18 protein-coding genes are annotated in these 17,039 nt (G+C 42.8%); all 18 read right to left on the bottom strand.

The window, feature by feature from the left end:
* Positions 1 to 335: 335 nt before the first annotated feature.
* On the bottom strand, positions 336 to 1,328 hold the full coding sequence (locus ACVRYP_RS09320) for a D-2-hydroxyacid dehydrogenase (protein WP_447468445.1): 993 nt from the start codon (positions 1,326 to 1,328) through the stop codon (positions 336 to 338).
* A gap of 22 nt (positions 1,329 to 1,350) precedes the next feature.
* Entirely contained in the window at positions 1,351 to 2,109 is a 759-nt protein-coding gene (locus ACVRYP_RS09315; protein ID WP_447468444.1) for a DUF3307 domain-containing protein, read from the bottom strand.
* Entirely contained in the window at positions 2,109 to 2,771 is a 663-nt protein-coding gene (locus ACVRYP_RS09310; RefSeq protein ID WP_447468443.1) for a SatD family protein, read from the bottom strand. The genes ACVRYP_RS09315 and ACVRYP_RS09310 overlap by 1 nt, the downstream gene beginning before the upstream one ends.
* Positions 2,772 to 2,883: 112 nt before the next feature.
* Complete coding sequence (topA, locus tag ACVRYP_RS09305) at positions 2,884 to 4,998, bottom strand: type I DNA topoisomerase (protein WP_447468442.1); 2,115 nt, start codon at positions 4,996 to 4,998, stop codon at positions 2,884 to 2,886.
* A 135-nt stretch (positions 4,999 to 5,133) separates the two neighbouring features.
* Positions 5,134 to 6,117: a GMP reductase gene (gene guaC, locus ACVRYP_RS09300; RefSeq protein ID WP_447468441.1), complete on the bottom strand. Its 984-nt coding sequence runs from the start codon at positions 6,115 to 6,117 to the stop codon at positions 5,134 to 5,136.
* A gap of 161 nt (positions 6,118 to 6,278) precedes the next feature.
* Positions 6,279 to 6,980, bottom strand: a complete 702-nt coding sequence (locus tag ACVRYP_RS09295; RefSeq protein ID WP_447468440.1) for a pseudouridine synthase — start codon at positions 6,978 to 6,980, stop codon at positions 6,279 to 6,281.
* Between the two features lie 25 nt (positions 6,981 to 7,005).
* Positions 7,006 to 7,635 (bottom strand): endonuclease III, encoded by a 630-nt coding sequence (gene nth, locus ACVRYP_RS09290; RefSeq protein ID WP_447468439.1) that lies wholly within the window; start codon positions 7,633 to 7,635, stop codon positions 7,006 to 7,008.
* A 69-nt stretch (positions 7,636 to 7,704) separates the two neighbouring features.
* On the bottom strand, positions 7,705 to 8,586 hold the full coding sequence (locus ACVRYP_RS09285; protein ID WP_447468438.1) for an aminoglycoside phosphotransferase family protein: 882 nt from the start codon (positions 8,584 to 8,586) through the stop codon (positions 7,705 to 7,707).
* A 10-nt stretch (positions 8,587 to 8,596) separates the two neighbouring features.
* A complete protein-coding gene (locus ACVRYP_RS09280) occupies positions 8,597 to 9,244 on the bottom strand; it encodes an RpiB/LacA/LacB family sugar-phosphate isomerase (RefSeq protein ID WP_447468437.1) in 648 nt (215 codons plus the stop codon).
* A 20-nt stretch (positions 9,245 to 9,264) separates the two neighbouring features.
* The gene (locus ACVRYP_RS09275) at positions 9,265 to 9,639 is read right to left on the bottom strand and encodes a GNAT family N-acetyltransferase (protein WP_447468436.1); all 375 of its coding nucleotides are present in this window, start codon (positions 9,637 to 9,639) and stop codon (positions 9,265 to 9,267) included.
* Positions 9,640 to 9,653: 14 nt separating this feature from the next.
* Complete coding sequence (locus tag ACVRYP_RS09270) at positions 9,654 to 9,893, bottom strand: hypothetical protein (protein WP_447468435.1); 240 nt, start codon at positions 9,891 to 9,893, stop codon at positions 9,654 to 9,656.
* A 128-nt stretch (positions 9,894 to 10,021) separates the two neighbouring features.
* Positions 10,022 to 10,366, bottom strand: a complete 345-nt coding sequence (gene relB / locus ACVRYP_RS09265; RefSeq protein WP_447468434.1) for a type II toxin-antitoxin system RelB family anti-toxin — start codon at positions 10,364 to 10,366, stop codon at positions 10,022 to 10,024.
* A gap of 188 nt (positions 10,367 to 10,554) precedes the next feature.
* The gene (locus ACVRYP_RS09260) at positions 10,555 to 12,090 is read right to left on the bottom strand and encodes a chloride channel protein (RefSeq protein WP_447468433.1); all 1,536 of its coding nucleotides are present in this window, start codon (positions 12,088 to 12,090) and stop codon (positions 10,555 to 10,557) included.
* Between the two features lie 7 nt (positions 12,091 to 12,097).
* Complete coding sequence (locus tag ACVRYP_RS09255) at positions 12,098 to 13,168, bottom strand: ABC transporter substrate-binding protein (RefSeq protein ID WP_447468432.1); 1,071 nt, start codon at positions 13,166 to 13,168, stop codon at positions 12,098 to 12,100.
* Complete coding sequence (locus tag ACVRYP_RS09250) at positions 13,168 to 13,938, bottom strand: ABC transporter permease (protein ID WP_447468431.1); 771 nt, start codon at positions 13,936 to 13,938, stop codon at positions 13,168 to 13,170. The genes ACVRYP_RS09255 and ACVRYP_RS09250 overlap by 1 nt, the downstream gene beginning before the upstream one ends.
* Entirely contained in the window at positions 13,935 to 14,738 is an 804-nt protein-coding gene (locus tag ACVRYP_RS09245) for an ABC transporter permease (RefSeq protein ID WP_447468430.1), read from the bottom strand. Before ACVRYP_RS09245 ends, ACVRYP_RS09250 begins: the two co-directional genes overlap by 4 nt.
* Complete coding sequence (locus ACVRYP_RS09240; RefSeq protein ID WP_447468480.1) at positions 14,722 to 15,903, bottom strand: ABC transporter ATP-binding protein; 1,182 nt, start codon at positions 15,901 to 15,903, stop codon at positions 14,722 to 14,724. The genes ACVRYP_RS09245 and ACVRYP_RS09240 overlap by 17 nt, the downstream gene beginning before the upstream one ends.
* A gap of 14 nt (positions 15,904 to 15,917) precedes the next feature.
* On the bottom strand, positions 15,918 to 16,820 hold the full coding sequence (gene murB / locus ACVRYP_RS09235) for a UDP-N-acetylmuramate dehydrogenase (protein ID WP_447468429.1): 903 nt from the start codon (positions 16,818 to 16,820) through the stop codon (positions 15,918 to 15,920).
* Positions 16,821 to 17,039: the final 219 nt, after the last annotated feature.

Genomic DNA, 17,039 nt, shown 5'->3' with positions numbered 1-17,039 from the left:
AGCAGGGAGGTTGGAACAGAAATGCTAGCCTTCTGATGGTTTTGCAATCAGTTATACTAGACACAGGGTTGGGTGTAACACCCTTTGGCTATGCTTGTTTTAGCGTTACCCCTGCACAGATCATTAGGTGCTTCAGCAGCAACGAGCCGATTACTGAGTGGCCTCTAATTCACTGATTTCATCACCTTTTACAGCCCTGTGGAGCTAGAATGATAAAAGCGAATCTCGCTGGTTATCAATTTTGTCTAACTCCCAATAATTTCTTGAAGATTAATTTTGATACTTCCTGATTATACCAAAAAAGTCGCCGTCTTGCGACTACGACTTCTTTATACCTAGTTGACCCGATTTTGTGTTGTCCCTGTTTTTACAATATCAAGGGTTGCATTTAAAGCGCCTTCGACTAAATTTTTCACAGCTTCATCAGTAAAGTAAGCCACATGCGGTGTATAAATCACTTTAGGATGATGGATTAAGGCTTCAAAGGTTTGGTCTTCGAGCGGTTGATCTGTCCAATCTTTGGGGATATAAGGAGCTTCAAACTCATAAGTATCGATGCCTGCTCCTGCCAATAGTCCAAGATCCAAAGCCTCTAAAAGGTCCTCTGTGTTGATCAGTGCACCTCTGGCTGTATTGATTAAAATAGCATCTGGTTTAAGACGTTCAAACATGGCTTTGTCAAAAAGATGGTGGGTTTCAGGACTTGGTGGCATATGGAGTGAAATCACATCTGCCTCCTCAACTGCCTCAATAATGGAGTCTTTGTATTCAATGATGTCCTCCATCTGTTCTGAAGGGTAAAGGTCGTAACCAACAACACGACAGCCAACGCTTTTAAACATTTTCGCAGTAGCTTGTCCGATACGACCAGTTCCTAGGATAGCAACCGTCATTTGACCTAAAACTCGTCCACAAATCACATTTTCCCAGCGGAAATTATGCGCTTCAATCCGAAGCCGAATATCCTCTGTTTTACGAATCAATTGCAAAGCAAGGGTCAAAGCGAACTCAGCGATAGATTCCGGAGAATAGCTAGGAACATTGGTAATAATGATGTCGTTGGCACTGGCTAAAGCCATATTGTACATGTCCGTACCCGCCCCGCGCTGAGCAATCTGTTTGATGCCCAGCTGATTGAAGGCAGGATAAAGCTCGGGATCCAATTGACCGATTTGCAAATTGATAATCCCATCAATGCCTGCTAAACCAGGTACTTCATCCTTTGTTAAAAGGTGAGGGGTTGTTACAATATCGACATTTTGCGCTTTCCCCCAATTGACAGCGATTTGTCTTTCTTCAGGAGTGGCATTAAACATTTTAAATTTCATAACAATTATCGTTTTCTTTCTTTTAGATAATGAAACATAGCCAAGACGCTATTAAGACGGATAGAATACTAAACAAAGACCCGATTAAGTAATATTCAGCAAAGGCTGGGTCTTCCGAAATTTTATTGTAACGGGCAATGGATTTGGCTGTAAAGACTAGACCGATTGAGGCAAACTGGCCGAAAATAATGCAAATTCCCATGACAATCCGTTCTAGATTTCCAATCGTCGCTCCTGCTCCTTGCATCGTGACATGCTCGTCCTTTTTCTGGCCGATTTGACCGTTTTTCCATACCACCTTTGCTGGTTGGTATTTGCTAAAATATACCCTGAAGGCCACATTAGCAGGTTTGGTGATCATTAAGAAAAACAGGACTAAACGAAGGCCATCTGTCCAAGAGAGGAAGAGGTTAGCTACGCTTATCTCAGCGCTAAGAACATGCCAAGTGACACTAAAAAGAATAGCGATATGAAGCAATTGATCCAAGGTAAAGGTCAAGCTGTCAGAAAGTTTGAGCAATTTTTTGACATAAGGCTTCAAAAAATCAATGAGCGCGTGGCTAATAAAAACAAGGAGCAATTGCCCATAGAGAGAGGGAACAACGCTACCAACGACTAGCAAAGGCCAGAAAACATGACCTAGATGCTTAGTCAGAAATTTTTTATCCTTCTCTTTTTGATCCGCCATGGATTGATTCTGTAAATGATAATCTGATAGAAAATGGCAGCTCAATAGCGCAACGAAGACAGGGTGTTGGAGAATTTCAGTTACTAGAAGCATTAACAGTCTCCTTCTCTATTTCTAATTAGTTCTTGAAGGGCTAAGCGAGACCTCCAGTAAACTTTGAGGCCACTGCTTTTGAGACGTTTGCTAAAAGCACTTTCGTGCAGACCCAGTTCGTCTGCCAAAACGTTTTGTTCAAACGATTCCTGATAAATCCCGCGCTCTAACAATGCCTTGAAAATCTCTTCTTGACTCGAACGCCAGCTGGCTTTGATGTAGTCAGAAGACGCTATCAGAGCGTTACCGATCTGATTATCCTTCTCATCCCCAAAATCTATGGCTATTGTGGTGTTGCCATAATCATTTTTGGTATGGACGGTTTCGATAGCGGCTCTAGCACGCCAATAAGCAGGACCATCGGCACCGATACTCTGCTGAGGATCAATGGCTGTCACGATGTCACCAATACCTAGACCGAAACGAATCGCGTAGGGCGATAGAGCCACAGTCAACTCATCAATCAGTTGAAAAATAGGACAAGTCAATTGAAAAAGACCTTGAAACTCATCTCCAAGGGTTATACTCATGAGAGAGACCAGATGCTCCTTATATTTCTCGTTTAGAACCGTTAAGGTTTCTTTGAGGCGTCTTTGAATGTCATAGCGGTCATCTATTTCCTTGGACTTTACAAAATCACCGATAAGAGCTAAATACATCATCACTTTCTCCTTTTACACTTTCTATTATACAGGCATTTTTTAAAAATATCCATTAAAACGGAAAGAAATTAAAATCGCCATTATAACGGAAAGTACCCAATGGCGATTTTGCTTATTTCACGATAATTTCTTTGTAATCACATTCGGCATCAGAACATAAGACCTGTTTGCCGCCACCACGGACAGCTTTTTCAACAAGGAAGTGTCCCGATTTCGGACAAGACCGTCCCACAGGTTTATCCCAAGAGGTAAAGTCGCAGGCTGGATAGCGGTCACAACCATAGAAGACGCGGTTGCGTTTGCTCTTACGCTCAATCACTTGACCTTGACCACAGGTTGGGCAGACCACACCAATCTCTTTGGTGATCTGCTTGGTATTGCGACAGTCAGGGAAATTGCTGCAGGCATAGAATTTACCAAATCGACCGAGTTTGATGACCATAGGATGACCGCACTCATCACAGTCAAATCCCGCTGGTTCATCCTTAATTTGGATCTTCTCCATTTCAGCTTCAGCCTTGGTTAGTTCCTTCGAAAACGGTTGGTAGAATTCATCGATGACTTTTTGCCATTGCTCCTTACCAATTTCAACATCATCAAGCTTCTGCTCCATCTCAGCCGTAAAGGTAATGTTCACAATATCTGGGAAGAATTCCGCAATCAGTTGGTTGACGATTTCACCTAACTCCGTTGGTTCAAAGCGTTTAGCAGCCAGCTTGACATAATAGCGGCGCTGAATGGTTTCAAGGGTAGGTGCGTAGGTAGAAGGTCGTCCAACACCGTTTTCTTCGAGCGCTTTAATCAGGGTTGCTTCTGAAAAGCGGGCTGGTGGTTGGGTGAAATGCTGCTCTGGTTTGGTATTGATCCGTTTTACGATATCACCAACTGCCATTTCGGGCAACATCTTGTCTTTATCGTTATCATTGTAGACGGCCAAATACCCATTAAACTTGACCTGACTCCCATTTGCAGTAAACGTCACGCCATTTTGCGAAAGGCTAACCTTCATGGTATCAAAAACAGCTGCGGTCATCTGACTGGCTACAAAGCGATTCCAGATGAGGGTGTAGAGTTTAAGTTGATCCTTATCCAGGTACTTAGCGATACTTTCTGGTGTTTGAAAAACGTTTGACGGACGAATGGCCTCGTGGGCATCTTGAGCGCCACCAGCATTTTTGACACGGCTACCGTGCTTGGAATAATTGGCCCCAAAACGCTCTGTGATAAAGCTTGCTGCTTCGCCTTGCGCCACAGGGCTGATACGGGTCGAGTCTGTACGCATATAGGTAATCAGACCCTGACTGCCACTACCGAGGTTAATCCCCTCATAAAGCTGCTGGGCAACCATCATGGTTTTACGGGTTCTAAAATTAATCTTGTTAGCCGCATCCATCTGTAGCGTAGAGGTTGTATAAGGCAATGGTGCATTGCGGCGACGCTCTTTCTTCTCAACCTGATCAACCGTAAACTCATCAGAAGTCAAACGAGCTAGAACTTCTTTGACCAGATCATTGCTTTCCAGTTTAAGTTTTTTACCGTCTACCCCGTGAAAATTAGCTTGGAAAGACTTGGTTCCCTTTTTAAAGGTGGCATCAATAGTCCAGTATTCTTCTGGCTTGAAGGCCTTAATCTCATTTTCCCGATCAATGATTAGTTTAAGGGCAACAGATTGCACCCGACCAGCAGAAAGACCTTTTTTGACCTTTTTCCAGAGAATAGGAGAGATAGAGTAGCCCACGATCCGGTCAAGCACCCGGCGAGCTTGTTGGGCATCGACCAAGTCTTGGTCAATGGACCGAGGCTCTTTAAAGGCACTTTTGACCGCATCTTTCGTGATTTCATTGAAGACCACTCGGTTTTTATCGTCAAGATCGAGCTTGAGGATATGAGCCAAATGCCAAGAAATGGCTTCTCCTTCTCTATCCGGGTCACTGGCGAGATAGACTTTACTAGCTTTTTTCGCCTCTTTTTTCAAGTCATTAATCAATGGTCCTTTACCACGGATATTGATATACTCTGGCTCATAATTGTTCTCAAAATCGATGGACATCGATGACTTTTTCAGGTCACGGATATGGCCAACAGAAGCCACAACCTTGTAGTTGCGGCCTAAATATTTCTCGATCGTTTTCGCCTTGGCAGGTGACTCCACGATGACAAGGTTTTTCTTTGGCGAGCCTTTACTCGTCTTTTTCTTAGTTGTTTTTGCTTTGGTTGCAGTTGTCAAGTTCTTATCCCTTTTCTTAGTAAACTCCAATAGATAGTAAACTATTTTTAAAAGTGTGTCAAGGATTTTCTTTTTTTCTTCTATATAATACATCTAAAGGATCACAAAAAGAACCACGCCATGCGTGGTCCCTTCTTAAATGCTATCCCCGTTCCAGATAGAATTTTTAACAATGACATAGTTAACGGTTGTCAAGCTTTCTAAATCACGACCACCAGCGTAGGAAATCGAAGACTGCAAATCTTGTTGCATTTCGGTTAAGGTATCAAAGATGCTGCCCTTGGTTGGCATCAGGATTTTCTTACCTTCAACGTTCTTGTATTCGCCTTTTTGGAATTGTGAGGCAGAGCCGTAATATTCTTTAAACTCTTTGCCATCAACTTCAATTGTTTCGCCTGGGCTCTCATTGTGGCTGGCAAAGAGGGAACCAATCATAACCATGCTAGCACCAAAGCGAACAGACTTGGCAATGTCTCCATGCGTGCGGATCCCACCGTCGGCAATGATTGGTTTACGCGCAGCTTTGGCACAAAGACGAAGGGCAGCTAGTTGCCAACCACCTGTACCAAAGCCGGTCTTCACTTTAGTGATACAAACCTTACCAGGACCGATGCCGACCTTAGTTGCATCAGCGCCAGCATTTTCCAATTCACGAACCGCTTCAGGTGTCCCGACATTCCCTGCAATGACAAAGGTTTCTGGTAATTCTGCTTTAATGTGCTTGATCATGTTAATGACCGAGTCAGAATGGCCGTGAGCGATATCAATAGTGATAAATTCAGGGGCATCGTCTTTCAGAGAAGTCACAAAGTCATACTCATAGTCCTTAACACCTACGGAGATGGAGGCGATCAAACCTTGAGCGTGCATTTTAGCAATAAAAGGCTTGCGACCCTCTTCATCAAAGCGGTGCATGATGTAAAAATAACCATTTTTAGCTAGCTCTTCTGCTAGCTCTTCATTTAAAATGGTTTGCATGTTTGCTGGAACAACTGGTAGCTTGAAGGTGTGGCCACCAAATACCACAGATGTATCCGCCTCAGAACGGCTTTTAACGATACATTTATTAGGGATTAGTTGGATATCTTCATAGTCAAAAACGGGTGAATCGTAGTTCATTTACTCTACCTCAATTCATTTAATGACCTACCTATGCCTTATGAAATTGGCATCGCTACGTGTTTTCCACGCTTCCATTCTTTATTTTAACGCAAACGTCCGTTATTTAAAATTAAAGAAGGAAAAATAAAAACAAACATTCGTTATAAACGAACATTTGTTTAGTTGCTGTTTTTTTGAAGTCTGGTTACTTCTTCTTCTGTAAGAAGGCGGAAATCACCCTCCTCAAGTGATGGATCTAAGGTTAAGCTGCCCATTCGAAGGCGCTTCAGGTGGGTAACCTTATTGCCAAGGGCTAAAAACATGCGTTTCACCTGATGGAATTTACCCTCCTGAATCGTCAGATGAACCAAATGATCGGACAAAATCGTCAATTCTGCTGGCAGACATTGGTAGTCATCATCCAGAGTCACACCTGTCTTCATCGCTGCAATGGCTTCTGGGAGGCAGGTTTTTTCCAAGGTCACTTCATAACACTTATCGACGTGCTTTTTAGGCGACAAGAGATTATGATTGAGCTGACCGTCATTGGTCAAGAGCAATAACCCAACAGTATCCTTATCTAATCGACCGACAGGTGTCACGCGCTGGTAGCGATCAGGCAAAAGGTCAAGAACTGTTCGCTCACGCGCATCTTCTGTTGCTGAGATGACACCAGCTGGTTTGTTGAGCATGATGTAGTCAAATGCTGTATAGACAAGCTCTTGACCATCCAAGCAGACACTGTCTTTCTCAGGATCGATTTTCATATCCGACTTTTTAGCCACTTGCCCATTAACTGTTAACCGTTTGGCCTTGACCATGGCCTTGGCCTGACTGCGGGAACCAGCCCCAACAGCCACAATAAATTTATCTAACCTCAAGATGGTTACCTTTCTAACGACTGCTTTATAAATCTTCAAAATGATACAATTGCGGATATTGGTCACATTCTGGATTTTTGGGGTGGCAAATGGCACGTCCAAAATAAATCATAGCCTGATGAGCTGGCAACCATAATTCTGGTGGTAAGACATCCATGACACGCTTTTCGATTTCAAGCGGTGTAGCCGATTGCTTAACAATCTGGTGGTGCTTGCAAATACGGGACACATGGGTATCAACAGCGAAGGCTGGAATGCCAAAGCCAACAGACATGACGACATTAGCTGTTTTCCTCCCGATACCAGGCAAACTCTCCAACTCTTCTCGGGTCTGAGGGACAACACCATTAAATCGCTCAATTAACTGAACAGAAAGCTCATGCATAAACTTGGCCTTGTTACGGTATAGCCCAAGTTTAGCAATATAAGGCGCAATGTCAGATGGTGTTGCTGCTGCCGCCGCTTGAGGAGTTGGAAAGCGTTCAAATAAGGCAGGGGTTGCTTTATTGACTGCTGCATCGGTCGTTTGGGCTGACAGCATGACCGCGATCAACAACTCATAATGGTTTTTAAAATCCAGACTAGGTTGCGCATCTGGAAAAAGGGCGATAATCTCTTCAATGACGTGGCGGGCTTTTTTCTTTGATAAAACCATGGAAACTCCTTCATAGCATTGGTGGTTCTTATTATACCATAAGCTAGTACGGGATAAGAAACCATTGATTTATCCCTGATAAAAACTCGGCATGATCGTATCAAAATTCTGGTACCAAGCCAGCACCGCTTCTGCTCTTGTAAGCATGGTTTTTACTTGTTCATCGCCAAAAGGTACAGCCCAAGGAATGGAGCCAATCACGTCAGTCGCCATGTAGAGCCCCATTAGACCCCAAAAATTTTCTGGGATTTCTTTTCCCTTAAAATAACCATGGATAAACCCTGTCGCAAACTCTTCTGAAAGTTGGGCATTCCATATCATGCGATTGAATTCTTCAATGGGGTCGCCAATTTCTAAGCTGCCAAAGTCAATAATGACCAGTTCTTTAGACGTTTTTTTGATCATCAAATTACCCACATGGTAGTCTCCGTGACACAAGCTTTGCGGGCGATTGTCAAGCAAATGTTTATTGTTCATAATGAAATCAATGAAGACATCGCCATCTGGAAACAACTCCTTGACCTGGTTGAAAGCCTCTATTTTTCGGTCAATTTTAGCCTTATAGTGTCTTGCCCAATCAGGTCGTTCTTCATCAATAGAAATATCATGGATAATCGTTAACATCTGACCTGCTTGAACGCCATATTGATACAGTTCTTGGGAAGTTAGTCTATCTGCAACATCCCTAAAGTCTTCTCCATCAATCCAGTCGTATAGGCTAAGAATGTGATTTTTTTCAAATGCAACATCTAACAGCTGAGCTCGTTTGAGTGTTTTGCAGGATAGATCGCTCAGGTATTTCAGCTCTAATTGTTTGCGTTCTGTAAAAGATAGAGGGGATACCTTTAAGAAATAGGCTTTATCATCAACTAGCTTGTACTTCTTTTCTGGAGAATAGCCTTTGTTGATTTCTTGCTGATTTGACAGGTCTATTTTGGACAATGAGGACATAATTCCCTTTCTAGACGTTTAGCTTTAGGCTGTTAAGCTGAGTTTTTAGATAATCAACCAAATCGTCTTGGGTCGAATGATGGATAATATACTGTATAACATCTTCTTTAGAAAGAATTTTTGTTAAAAAGTCAGTGTCCAGTTTCTTCATTACATCAATCAGATGATATTTTGAGAGTGCATTGAACTGCTTAACGCGGTTGCTTTCGTTTCTTTTTGCAGCATCTTCTGGGTAGCCTATACCAAAATCGCCATCAAATAATTTCTCTAGGGTATATTCAAGATTGAGCTCACCTAGCCAACCAAAACCTAATCCAAGCGACAGACTAGCCACATTACCATCGTTTATTCTTCCAAACAAATAGGCATCTTGAGGAGTTTGGATAAAACCTGATAAGGTCCCTGGCAACGTATTACAAGCCATGTTCATTCCTTGTCCAGAAGAACAGCCTGTGATGATAAAATCTACGACATCACTATTGAGTAACAGAGCAATTAAAAAAGCGATTTCTGTGTACGAATAGTTAGTAGTGTCTGATGGAAGTACTCCAAAGTTTAATACCTCGTAATCATATTTTCTAACGACTTTTTTAGTTGTTTCATAGAGCAAACTATTCTTTTCAGCTTGTGTGGAAGCTTGAATGACGGCTATTTTCATACGATTCTCCCTATTACTTCTTATTCAGCCCCATATTTACGATAGGCTGTTCCAATGGATCTAAAATCCAACTGCTCATAAAAGTCATCTTCAAAGGACGATAAATCCATACGAAGTCCCGGATGCGTTTGAAAGATAGCTTCGATGAGCATTTGCCCAACGCCTCGTCGACGTCTATTCTGAGCAACAACGATTTCACAAAGATAAATGCTTAAGACATGATCTGTAATGTATCTTACAAATCCACACACCTCACCCTTATCTTCTACAATGATCCAGTAGGAATTGTCCACTAATCGTTCAATCATTTCAGTGGTATAGGTTTTCCACCCTTCTTGACTGTATAGCTGATAAATCGGTTCTAAATCTTGTACTTCAATACTTCTAGTAATCATGATTACCCCTGTATCTATTTGTTTTCTTCAGGTTCATGCATCTCAACCTCTTTGGCATCCACGATTTCAACATCCTTTGTTTCGATGTTATAGACTGCTGTGTAGAAAAATGAGTGATAGATGACATAATCACTTCCGCCGTAATAGATTTTTGAATAGGCAAAACGAGGCACTTGATTTTGGTGTTTCACACCAAGGTAATCGGCATAAACGAGGACAGCGATTATGGACACAAAAGCTGAGAATGAAATCAAGATCCTTTTCCAAAATGATTTTACAGCAAGGGCAAAAGCAAGACCAATAGAGATAAAAAATGTTCCAATGACAGAGTAAACGCTCCCCCAGCTGCTCTCAGTTGGCATCATGGCTAGAAAGGCGATGATTAAGAAAAACCAAATAAGGTAAAGCCATACCCAACTGTTTTTCGTATTCTATGACGATAGTTCTTTTTAGCATGATCGGCATAGGCTGCTACTTTTTCAAGTGTCGCGTCAAGTTCATTTTGTTTCATCTCGCTTTCCCTTTCTCCATCAATGAGCTCGTTAATTTCTATTTTATAAAAATGTGCAATCTCAATCAGCAATCCCAAATCAGGCATATTGACCCCATTTTCCCAACGAGATACTGTCCGATTCGATACAGCAAATTGTTCTGCGAGTTGTTCCTGGGTCAACCCTTTTTCTAGTCTTAGTTCTCTCAGAAAAAGACCTATTTTTTCTTGGTTCATGATGCCTCCTTTCCCACTCAGTCTAACAAACTCTATTTACAAAACAAGGACAAAAAGCGAGAAAAGCCTTGTTTTTCAACTAGACAATTGGTGTCTGGTGAGTGAATATGCTATTTTCCCCATTATACCACAAAAGACAAGGCCTCTAAACCTTGTCTTTTACAGGTCATTTAACACTATTCTCCGTCTCAATCCAGAAGCAATGCTTTAACTGCATCCATTTGATGCGTTCGAACAACTAGGTGAATAGTATTTCCTAGGTACAAGACCGTTTGTCCATGGACGATTTCTGAGCGTCCGTGATTGATTTGCCCTGTGATGAGGACACCTTCTGGGAGATTCAGGTCGCAGACACGCTGGCCTGCAATTTTCTCAGAAACGGGAATTTCAATGTAAGTGGCCTTAGAAGTTTCATTGGCATGCTCTGGAAGCATGCGCTCTAGCATCGCTTCGTAAATAGGTGCGCCCTTGAGAAGATCCATCACGATATAGGCCGAAAGGGTAACCAGTCCAAGTGGCATAAGCTGGCGCATATCCCCAACCATCTCTGTCACAAGGATAATACCTGTTAGGGGGGCTTTTGATATTGCCCCAAAATAGCCTGCCATCCCAATGACAATGAATAGCGGCAAGTCAGCTGAAGTCACTATGCCAACTTGTTCAAAAATAGACCCAATCAGTAAGCCTAAAAGGGATCCTAAAGCTAGGATTGGCAAGAAAATACCACCAGGCAAGCCAGAGCCATAGCTAAGCATACTAAGAACAAAACGGATGACAAAAAGCAAAAGAAGGGCCCAGAATCCAAAGTTAGCATGGGGAAGGTGCATAATCAGCTCATGCCCACCTCCCAATAGTTCTGGCAGAAAATAACCGACAGGAAGGATAAGGGCAAATGGCAACAAGGGATACCATTTGACGGGCAGTCGTAAAAACTTACCAAGGTTTTCATAAACATTTGGCATAGCTAAAATCACACGTTCGTAGTGATACCCAGCTACCCCTAAAATGATTCCTGCGAGGATTAATAACCAGTATTGACTGAGTTTTAAGGCAGGAATAGCCATCGGAAGTTGCAAAATCGGCGTTAAACCAAACATCCAAAGAGACACTGCATTGGCAACAAGACTTGCCGTTAAGGTTGTAATCCAGACTAAGCGCGAAAAGTGACGGTAGACTTCTTCTACCACAAAAAGGAGGCCTGCAATGGGAGCGTTGAAAGCTGCTGATAATCCTGCAGCTGCTCCACTGGCGATGAGTACTCGTGTTTCCATAGGAGACAATTTAAGGTAGCGGGCTAATCCCTTACCAGTCATAGCTCCTAGTTGAATCGAGGGGCCTTCCCGACCCAACATGAGACCGCTAGAGATGGCTAAGACACCGCCGATAAATTTTCGCCACAAAATATTCCACCAATTGGAATCCATTAGACCCTTGAGCTCACCCTCAACCTGAGGAATTCCTGAACCTTTGACAGCACTTTCGCCTTTCGTCAGATAGGCTAGAACGCCAGTTAAGATGATATATCCTGTGACAATAGCAAAAAGCACGAACAGATTTTGTCGTGCTAATGCATAGAGATGAACGACCCAGTCAAACCCTTGATGAATAAAGAGTCTAAACAAACTGACTACTAGTCCAACCACGACACCTACGAAGATTCCTCTTAGGACAGATACTATGATAGAACGTGAGACATATTGAAATTCTTGTTTTGTTTCTTCCATTTTTAAATTATTTCCGATACATTTTGAACTGCAGGTAGAGGTCATTGTAATCCCCCAGTAATTCCTTACCAAGGTTATCGTAGACTTCAAGATTATCTAGGGTTTCGCCACTTGGGTAAAAGGCCTGATCCTCACGGGTTTCCTCATCTAACATGTCTTTTGCGACATTGTTAGGTGTTGAATAGCCAACATACTCTGCATTTCGTAGAGCATTCTCGGGTCGCAACATAAAGTTAATGAAGGCGTGAGCCCCCTCGATGTTTTTAGCCGTCTTTGGAATCACGATGTTGTCAAACCAGAGGTTGCTCCCTTTTGACGGTACAACGTAAACCAAGTTTTCGTTACCATCAAGCATCTCGCTGGCTTCCCCAGAGAAGCTAACGGCGACAGCAGCTTCTTCTTGAATCATATAGCCCTTAATCTCATCAGCAACAATCGCTTTGATGTTTGGCGTGAGGTCGTAGAGCTTATCAGCTGCCTCTTGGAGTTGAGCAGGATCATCTGAGTTGAGGCTGTAACCAAGGGTTTGGAGACCAATCCCCATCCCTTCGCGGGCACCATCAATCAGCATGATCTTGTTGCGGTATTCCTCCTTCCAGAGGTCTTCCCACTCCAGCGGTTCTTCTTCGACCATGCTAGTATTGTAGATAATCCCTAAAGTCCCCCAGAAGTAAGGAATGGAATATTTATTGTTGGGGTCAAAGGATTGATCAACAAATTCTTCGCCCAGATTTTCCATGCCTGTGATTTGGCTGTGGTCAATGGGCAAGAGCATGTCTTCTTCGATCATCTTAGAAATCATGTATTCAGAAGGTACAGCAATATCATATGTGGTACCACCTTGTTTGATCTTGGTGTACATGGACTCGTTAGAATCAAAGGTCTGATAATCGACCTGGATGCCTGTTTCGGCAGTGAATTCATCGAGGAGGTCAGGATCAATATAATCCCCCCAGTTGTAAATAACCAGCTTACCAGTGCTACCAGAATCTTTTTGAGCCGTCATGGCAGCACTAATTCCCCAAAGGATAAGAATAATAGCTAAAATACCAGCAAAAAAGGATACAAATCGACGCATTAGGCTTCCTCCTTCTCACGTGAAATAAAGTAATAGCCGATGACTAATACGATTGAAAACAGGAAGACCAGAGCAGATAAAGCATTGATTTCAAGAGAAATCCCTTGGCGTGCCCGTGAGTATATCTCAACAGAGAGCGTCGAAAAACCATTACCAGTGACAAAGAAGGTCACTGCAAAGTCATCCAAGGAATAGGTAAAGGCCATGAAATAGCCTGCAATAATCGCTGGTGTCAAATAGGGCAGCATGATTTCTTGAAACATCTGGCGGTGACTAGCTCCCAAATCATAGGCTGCTGAAATCATGTCTGCATTCATCTCTTTGAGGCGTGGCAAGACCATCAAGACCACAATCGGGATGGAAAAAGCCACGTGACTCAGCAAAACAGAGACAAAGCCTAACTGAAACCCAATCATGGTAAAGAGAATGAGGAAAGCCGCACCAATCATGACATCGGGCGCTACCATCAAGATGTTATTGGCAGATAAGAAACCGTCACGTAGTTTACGTTTGGCCTGATAGATGTAGATAGCACCAAAGGTCCCAATCGCTGTAGCGATCAGGGAACTCAGGAAAGCTAAAAGAAAAGTTTGAGCTACAATCACCATCAAACGGCTATCGCCAAAGACAGCCTGGAAATGTTCCCAAGTAAAACCTTGGAAACCATTCATATCCCCACCGCTATTAAATGCATAGTAGATCAAATAAAAAATTGGCAGGTAAAGAATGAGAAAAACAAGGGCTAAATAAAGGTTGGCAAATTTTTTCATCGGTCAGCCCTCTCTTTCGTCGCCCACATGATCAGGAGCATGGTCAGAATCAGAACAACACCAATGGTTGACCCCATCCCCCAGTTTTGGGTGGTGAGGAAATGTTGTTCAATGGCTGTACCCAGCGTAATCACACGGTTGCCACCTATCAAGCGTGTCAGCATAAACAGACTAAGTGACGGGATAAAGACCGCCTGAATCCCAGAGCGCACCCCATTCATGGACAAGGGAAAAATCACCTTGGTAAAGGTCTGCCAGTTATTGGCACCTAAGTCACGACTAGCTGAAATCAGATTTGGATCCATGTCATCAAGTACATTAAAAATCGGCAGAATCATAAAGGGAATCTCAATATAGGCTGCAACAAAGATAAAGGCAAAGTCTGTAAAGAGAATCTGCTGAGGGGCAATGCCCATGAAACCAAGGAAGCTGTTGACAGCTCCGCTATTACCAAAAATCCCGATAAAGGCATAGGCCTTGAGCAAGAGGTTGACCCAGGTCGGTAAGATAATGAGCATGAGCCAGAGTTGCTTGTGCTTGAGTTTGGTTAAGAAATAAGCCGTCGGATAGGCAATCAAGAGTGTGACTGCTGTAATAATAGCTGCGTAGAGGACTGAGTTAAGGCTCATCTTGAGATAGGTCGCATTGGGTGACGTAAAATAAGTCTTATAGTTCTCCAAGGTAAAGTTATCATGAATGTCAAAGAAGGACTGCCATACGATCAAAGCTAGTGGGATAAAGACAAAAAGCGCCAACCACAGCCAGTAAGGTACAGATAGCCAATTAGAGGTTTTCTTCATCGCGTTCCTCCTCGATGGCATTGATCAACCCTTCTTCTGGCTCTTCTACTTCCACGTACTCTTCGATACGGGCATCGAACTCTTCTTCTGTCTCGTTGAGACGCATGATGTGGATGTCTTCCGGTTCAAAATCAAGACCGATAACCTCTCCCACAATAGCCTTGCGGGTCGAGTGAATCATCCATTCGTTGCCAAGTTCGTCATAGGCGATAATTTCATAATGGACGCCACGGAAGAGTTGGGTATCAACTTTTACTTGGAGTTTGCCTTCCTCCGGTAGCGTAATGCGCAAGTCCTCTGGTCGGATCACCACTTCAATCGATTCATTTGGTTTCATCCCACCATCAACCGCTTCAAAGCGTTTGCCATTGAACTCTACCAAGTAGTCTTCAATCATGACACCTGGCAAGATATTAGATTCACCAATAAAGGTTGCGACAAAGTGGTTAATCGGTTCATCGTAAATGTCCACCGGTGTTCCCGATTGGACAATTTCCCCTTCGTTCATGACAAAAATCCAGTCCGACATGGCCAGAGCTTCTTCCTGGTCATGAGTGACAAAGACAAAGGTGATGCCCAAGTCTTGCTGCAATTCCCTTAGTTCGTATTGCATCTCTGTCCGAAGTTTTAAGTCAAGAGCTGATAAGGGCTCATCAAGTAGAACAACGCGTGGACGGTTGATAATGGCACGTGCAATGGCCACACGTTGGCGTTGACCGCCTGACAGTTTTTGAATCGACCGCTTTTCATACCCATCAAGACGGACCATTTTGAGAGCTTCCTTGACTCGTTTTTCAATCTCAGACTTATCCACTTTTTGGAGTTTTAAGGCAAAAGCCACATTTTCAAAAACATTCATATGTGGAAAGAGGGCGTAAGATTGGAATACCGTATGGACGTCGCGTTTGTTGGTCGGCACATCGTTAATGCGCTTGCCATCTAGATAGACATCCCCTGATGAGGCATCTAAAAGCCCTGCAATGATGTTTAGGATTGTAGATTTACCAGATCCTGAAGCACCCAGTAAGGTATAGAATTTCCCTTCTTCTAGCTCAAAATTAATATTTTTTAAGACGACAGTTCCATTGTCTTCATAGACTTTAGACACATCCTTAAATGCGATAATCGGTTGTTTTTCAGCCAAGGACTGATCCTCCTTTTTCATATCTCCAACGGCCATCATGACTCTCCAATGATTCGAACTTCGCGTTCTAGGGTCACACCAAATTTTTCCTTAACAGTAGCAATCACATGAGCAATCAACTCTTCATAATCTGAAGCAGTCCCGTTATCCACATTGATCATAAAACCAGCATGTTTTTCAGAGACTTCAATACCACCAATACGGTACCCTTTGAGCCCAGCTTCCATAATGAGCTGACCCGCAAAATGACCATGAGGTCGTTTGAAAACAGACCCACAAGACGGATAATCCAAGGGTTGTTTAAGCTCACGGAGATGCGTTAATCGTGCCATTTCCTGTTTGATAACGTCATAGACACCCGGCTTAAGAGCAAATTTAGCAGAAATAACGATGGCACCGGTGTCTTGAACTACCGAGTGGCGATAACCAAACATCATGTCACGGCCATCAACCGTAATGATCTCCCCTTGTTTGGTTAATAATTGAGCAGAAACCAAAATAGCTGAAATCTCACCGCCGTATGCTCCGGCATTCATGTAGACAGCGCCTCCGACAGACCCCGGGATGCCACAGGCAAATTCAAAGCCCGTCAATGAATGATAGAGGGCTACTCGAGTCGTATGGATTAAATTGGCACCAGCTTCTGCTTCTATGGTATAACCATTAACCGTAATGGTGTTAAGCTTGTCAAACATAATGACAAAGCCACGAATACCTCTGTCTCTAACAATAATATTGCTGGCATTACCTAAAACAATCCAAGGAATCTCCTGCTCATTTGCGTACCGGACAATTTTAGCAAGTTCAATTTTGTTCTTTGGAAAGAAAAGAACATCAGCCTCTCCCCCAACTTTTGTGTATGTATAATATTTTAGGGGTTCATTTAGTTTAAAGTCAATTTCTGTAAAAAAAGACTGTAAATAATCGTAATTTAACATGATAGATCTTTCATCGAAAATTTGGCACAAGCCTTTACTATTATACCACGAAATCATTAATAATTCGAGTTAGATAGTTAGCAACAGCATAGATTATCATTCGAAAGTGATAATGTCCTAGTTAGGTCGAAGGTAAAAATGTCCCATCTGTTATTCTAGTATCATGCAAAGGATAGACTTAACCATGACAGAAACAAGAAAATACCAGACCATTAAGGC

The sequence above is a fragment of the Streptococcus rifensis genome, assembly GCF_053203525.1.
The sequence above is the reverse complement of the archived record's forward strand: the minus strand, read 5'-3'. Positions and strand labels throughout refer to the sequence as shown.

Bases quoted from the DNA above. Each gene is read 5' to 3' on its own strand.
- ACVRYP_RS09320 (WP_447468445.1), bottom strand. From the start codon at position 1,328: ATGAAATTTAAAATGTTTAATGCCACTCCTGAAGAAAGACAAATCGCT.
- ACVRYP_RS09315 (WP_447468444.1), bottom strand. From the start codon at position 2,109: ATGCTTCTAGTAACTGAAATTCTCCAACACCCTGTCTTCGTTGCGCTA.
- ACVRYP_RS09310 (WP_447468443.1), bottom strand. From the start codon at position 2,771: ATGATGTATTTAGCTCTTATCGGTGATTTTGTAAAGTCCAAGGAAATA.
- guaC (WP_447468441.1), bottom strand. From the start codon at position 6,117: ATGAACTACGATTCACCCGTTTTTGACTATGAAGATATCCAACTAATC.
- nth (WP_447468439.1), bottom strand. From the start codon at position 7,635: ATGGTTTTATCAAAGAAAAAAGCCCGCCACGTCATTGAAGAGATTATC.
- ACVRYP_RS09285 (WP_447468438.1), bottom strand. From the start codon at position 8,586: ATGTCCTCATTGTCCAAAATAGACCTGTCAAATCAGCAAGAAATCAAC.
- ACVRYP_RS09280 (WP_447468437.1), bottom strand. From the start codon at position 9,244: ATGAAAATAGCCGTCATTCAAGCTTCCACACAAGCTGAAAAGAATAGT.
- ACVRYP_RS09275 (WP_447468436.1), bottom strand. From the start codon at position 9,639: ATGATTACTAGAAGTATTGAAGTACAAGATTTAGAACCGATTTATCAG.
- relB (WP_447468434.1), bottom strand. From the start codon at position 10,366: ATGAACCAAGAAAAAATAGGTCTTTTTCTGAGAGAACTAAGACTAGAA.
- ACVRYP_RS09260 (WP_447468433.1), bottom strand. From the start codon at position 12,090: ATGGAAGAAACAAAACAAGAATTTCAATATGTCTCACGTTCTATCATA.
- ACVRYP_RS09255 (WP_447468432.1), bottom strand. From the start codon at position 13,168: ATGCGTCGATTTGTATCCTTTTTTGCTGGTATTTTAGCTATTATTCTT.
- ACVRYP_RS09250 (WP_447468431.1), bottom strand. From the start codon at position 13,938: ATGAAAAAATTTGCCAACCTTTATTTAGCCCTTGTTTTTCTCATTCTT.
- ACVRYP_RS09245 (WP_447468430.1), bottom strand. From the start codon at position 14,738: ATGAAGAAAACCTCTAATTGGCTATCTGTACCTTACTGGCTGTGGTTG.
- ACVRYP_RS09240 (WP_447468480.1), bottom strand. From the start codon at position 15,903: ATGAAAAAGGAGGATCAGTCCTTGGCTGAAAAACAACCGATTATCGCA.
- murB (WP_447468429.1), bottom strand. From the start codon at position 16,820: ATGTTAAATTACGATTATTTACAGTCTTTTTTTACAGAAATTGACTTT.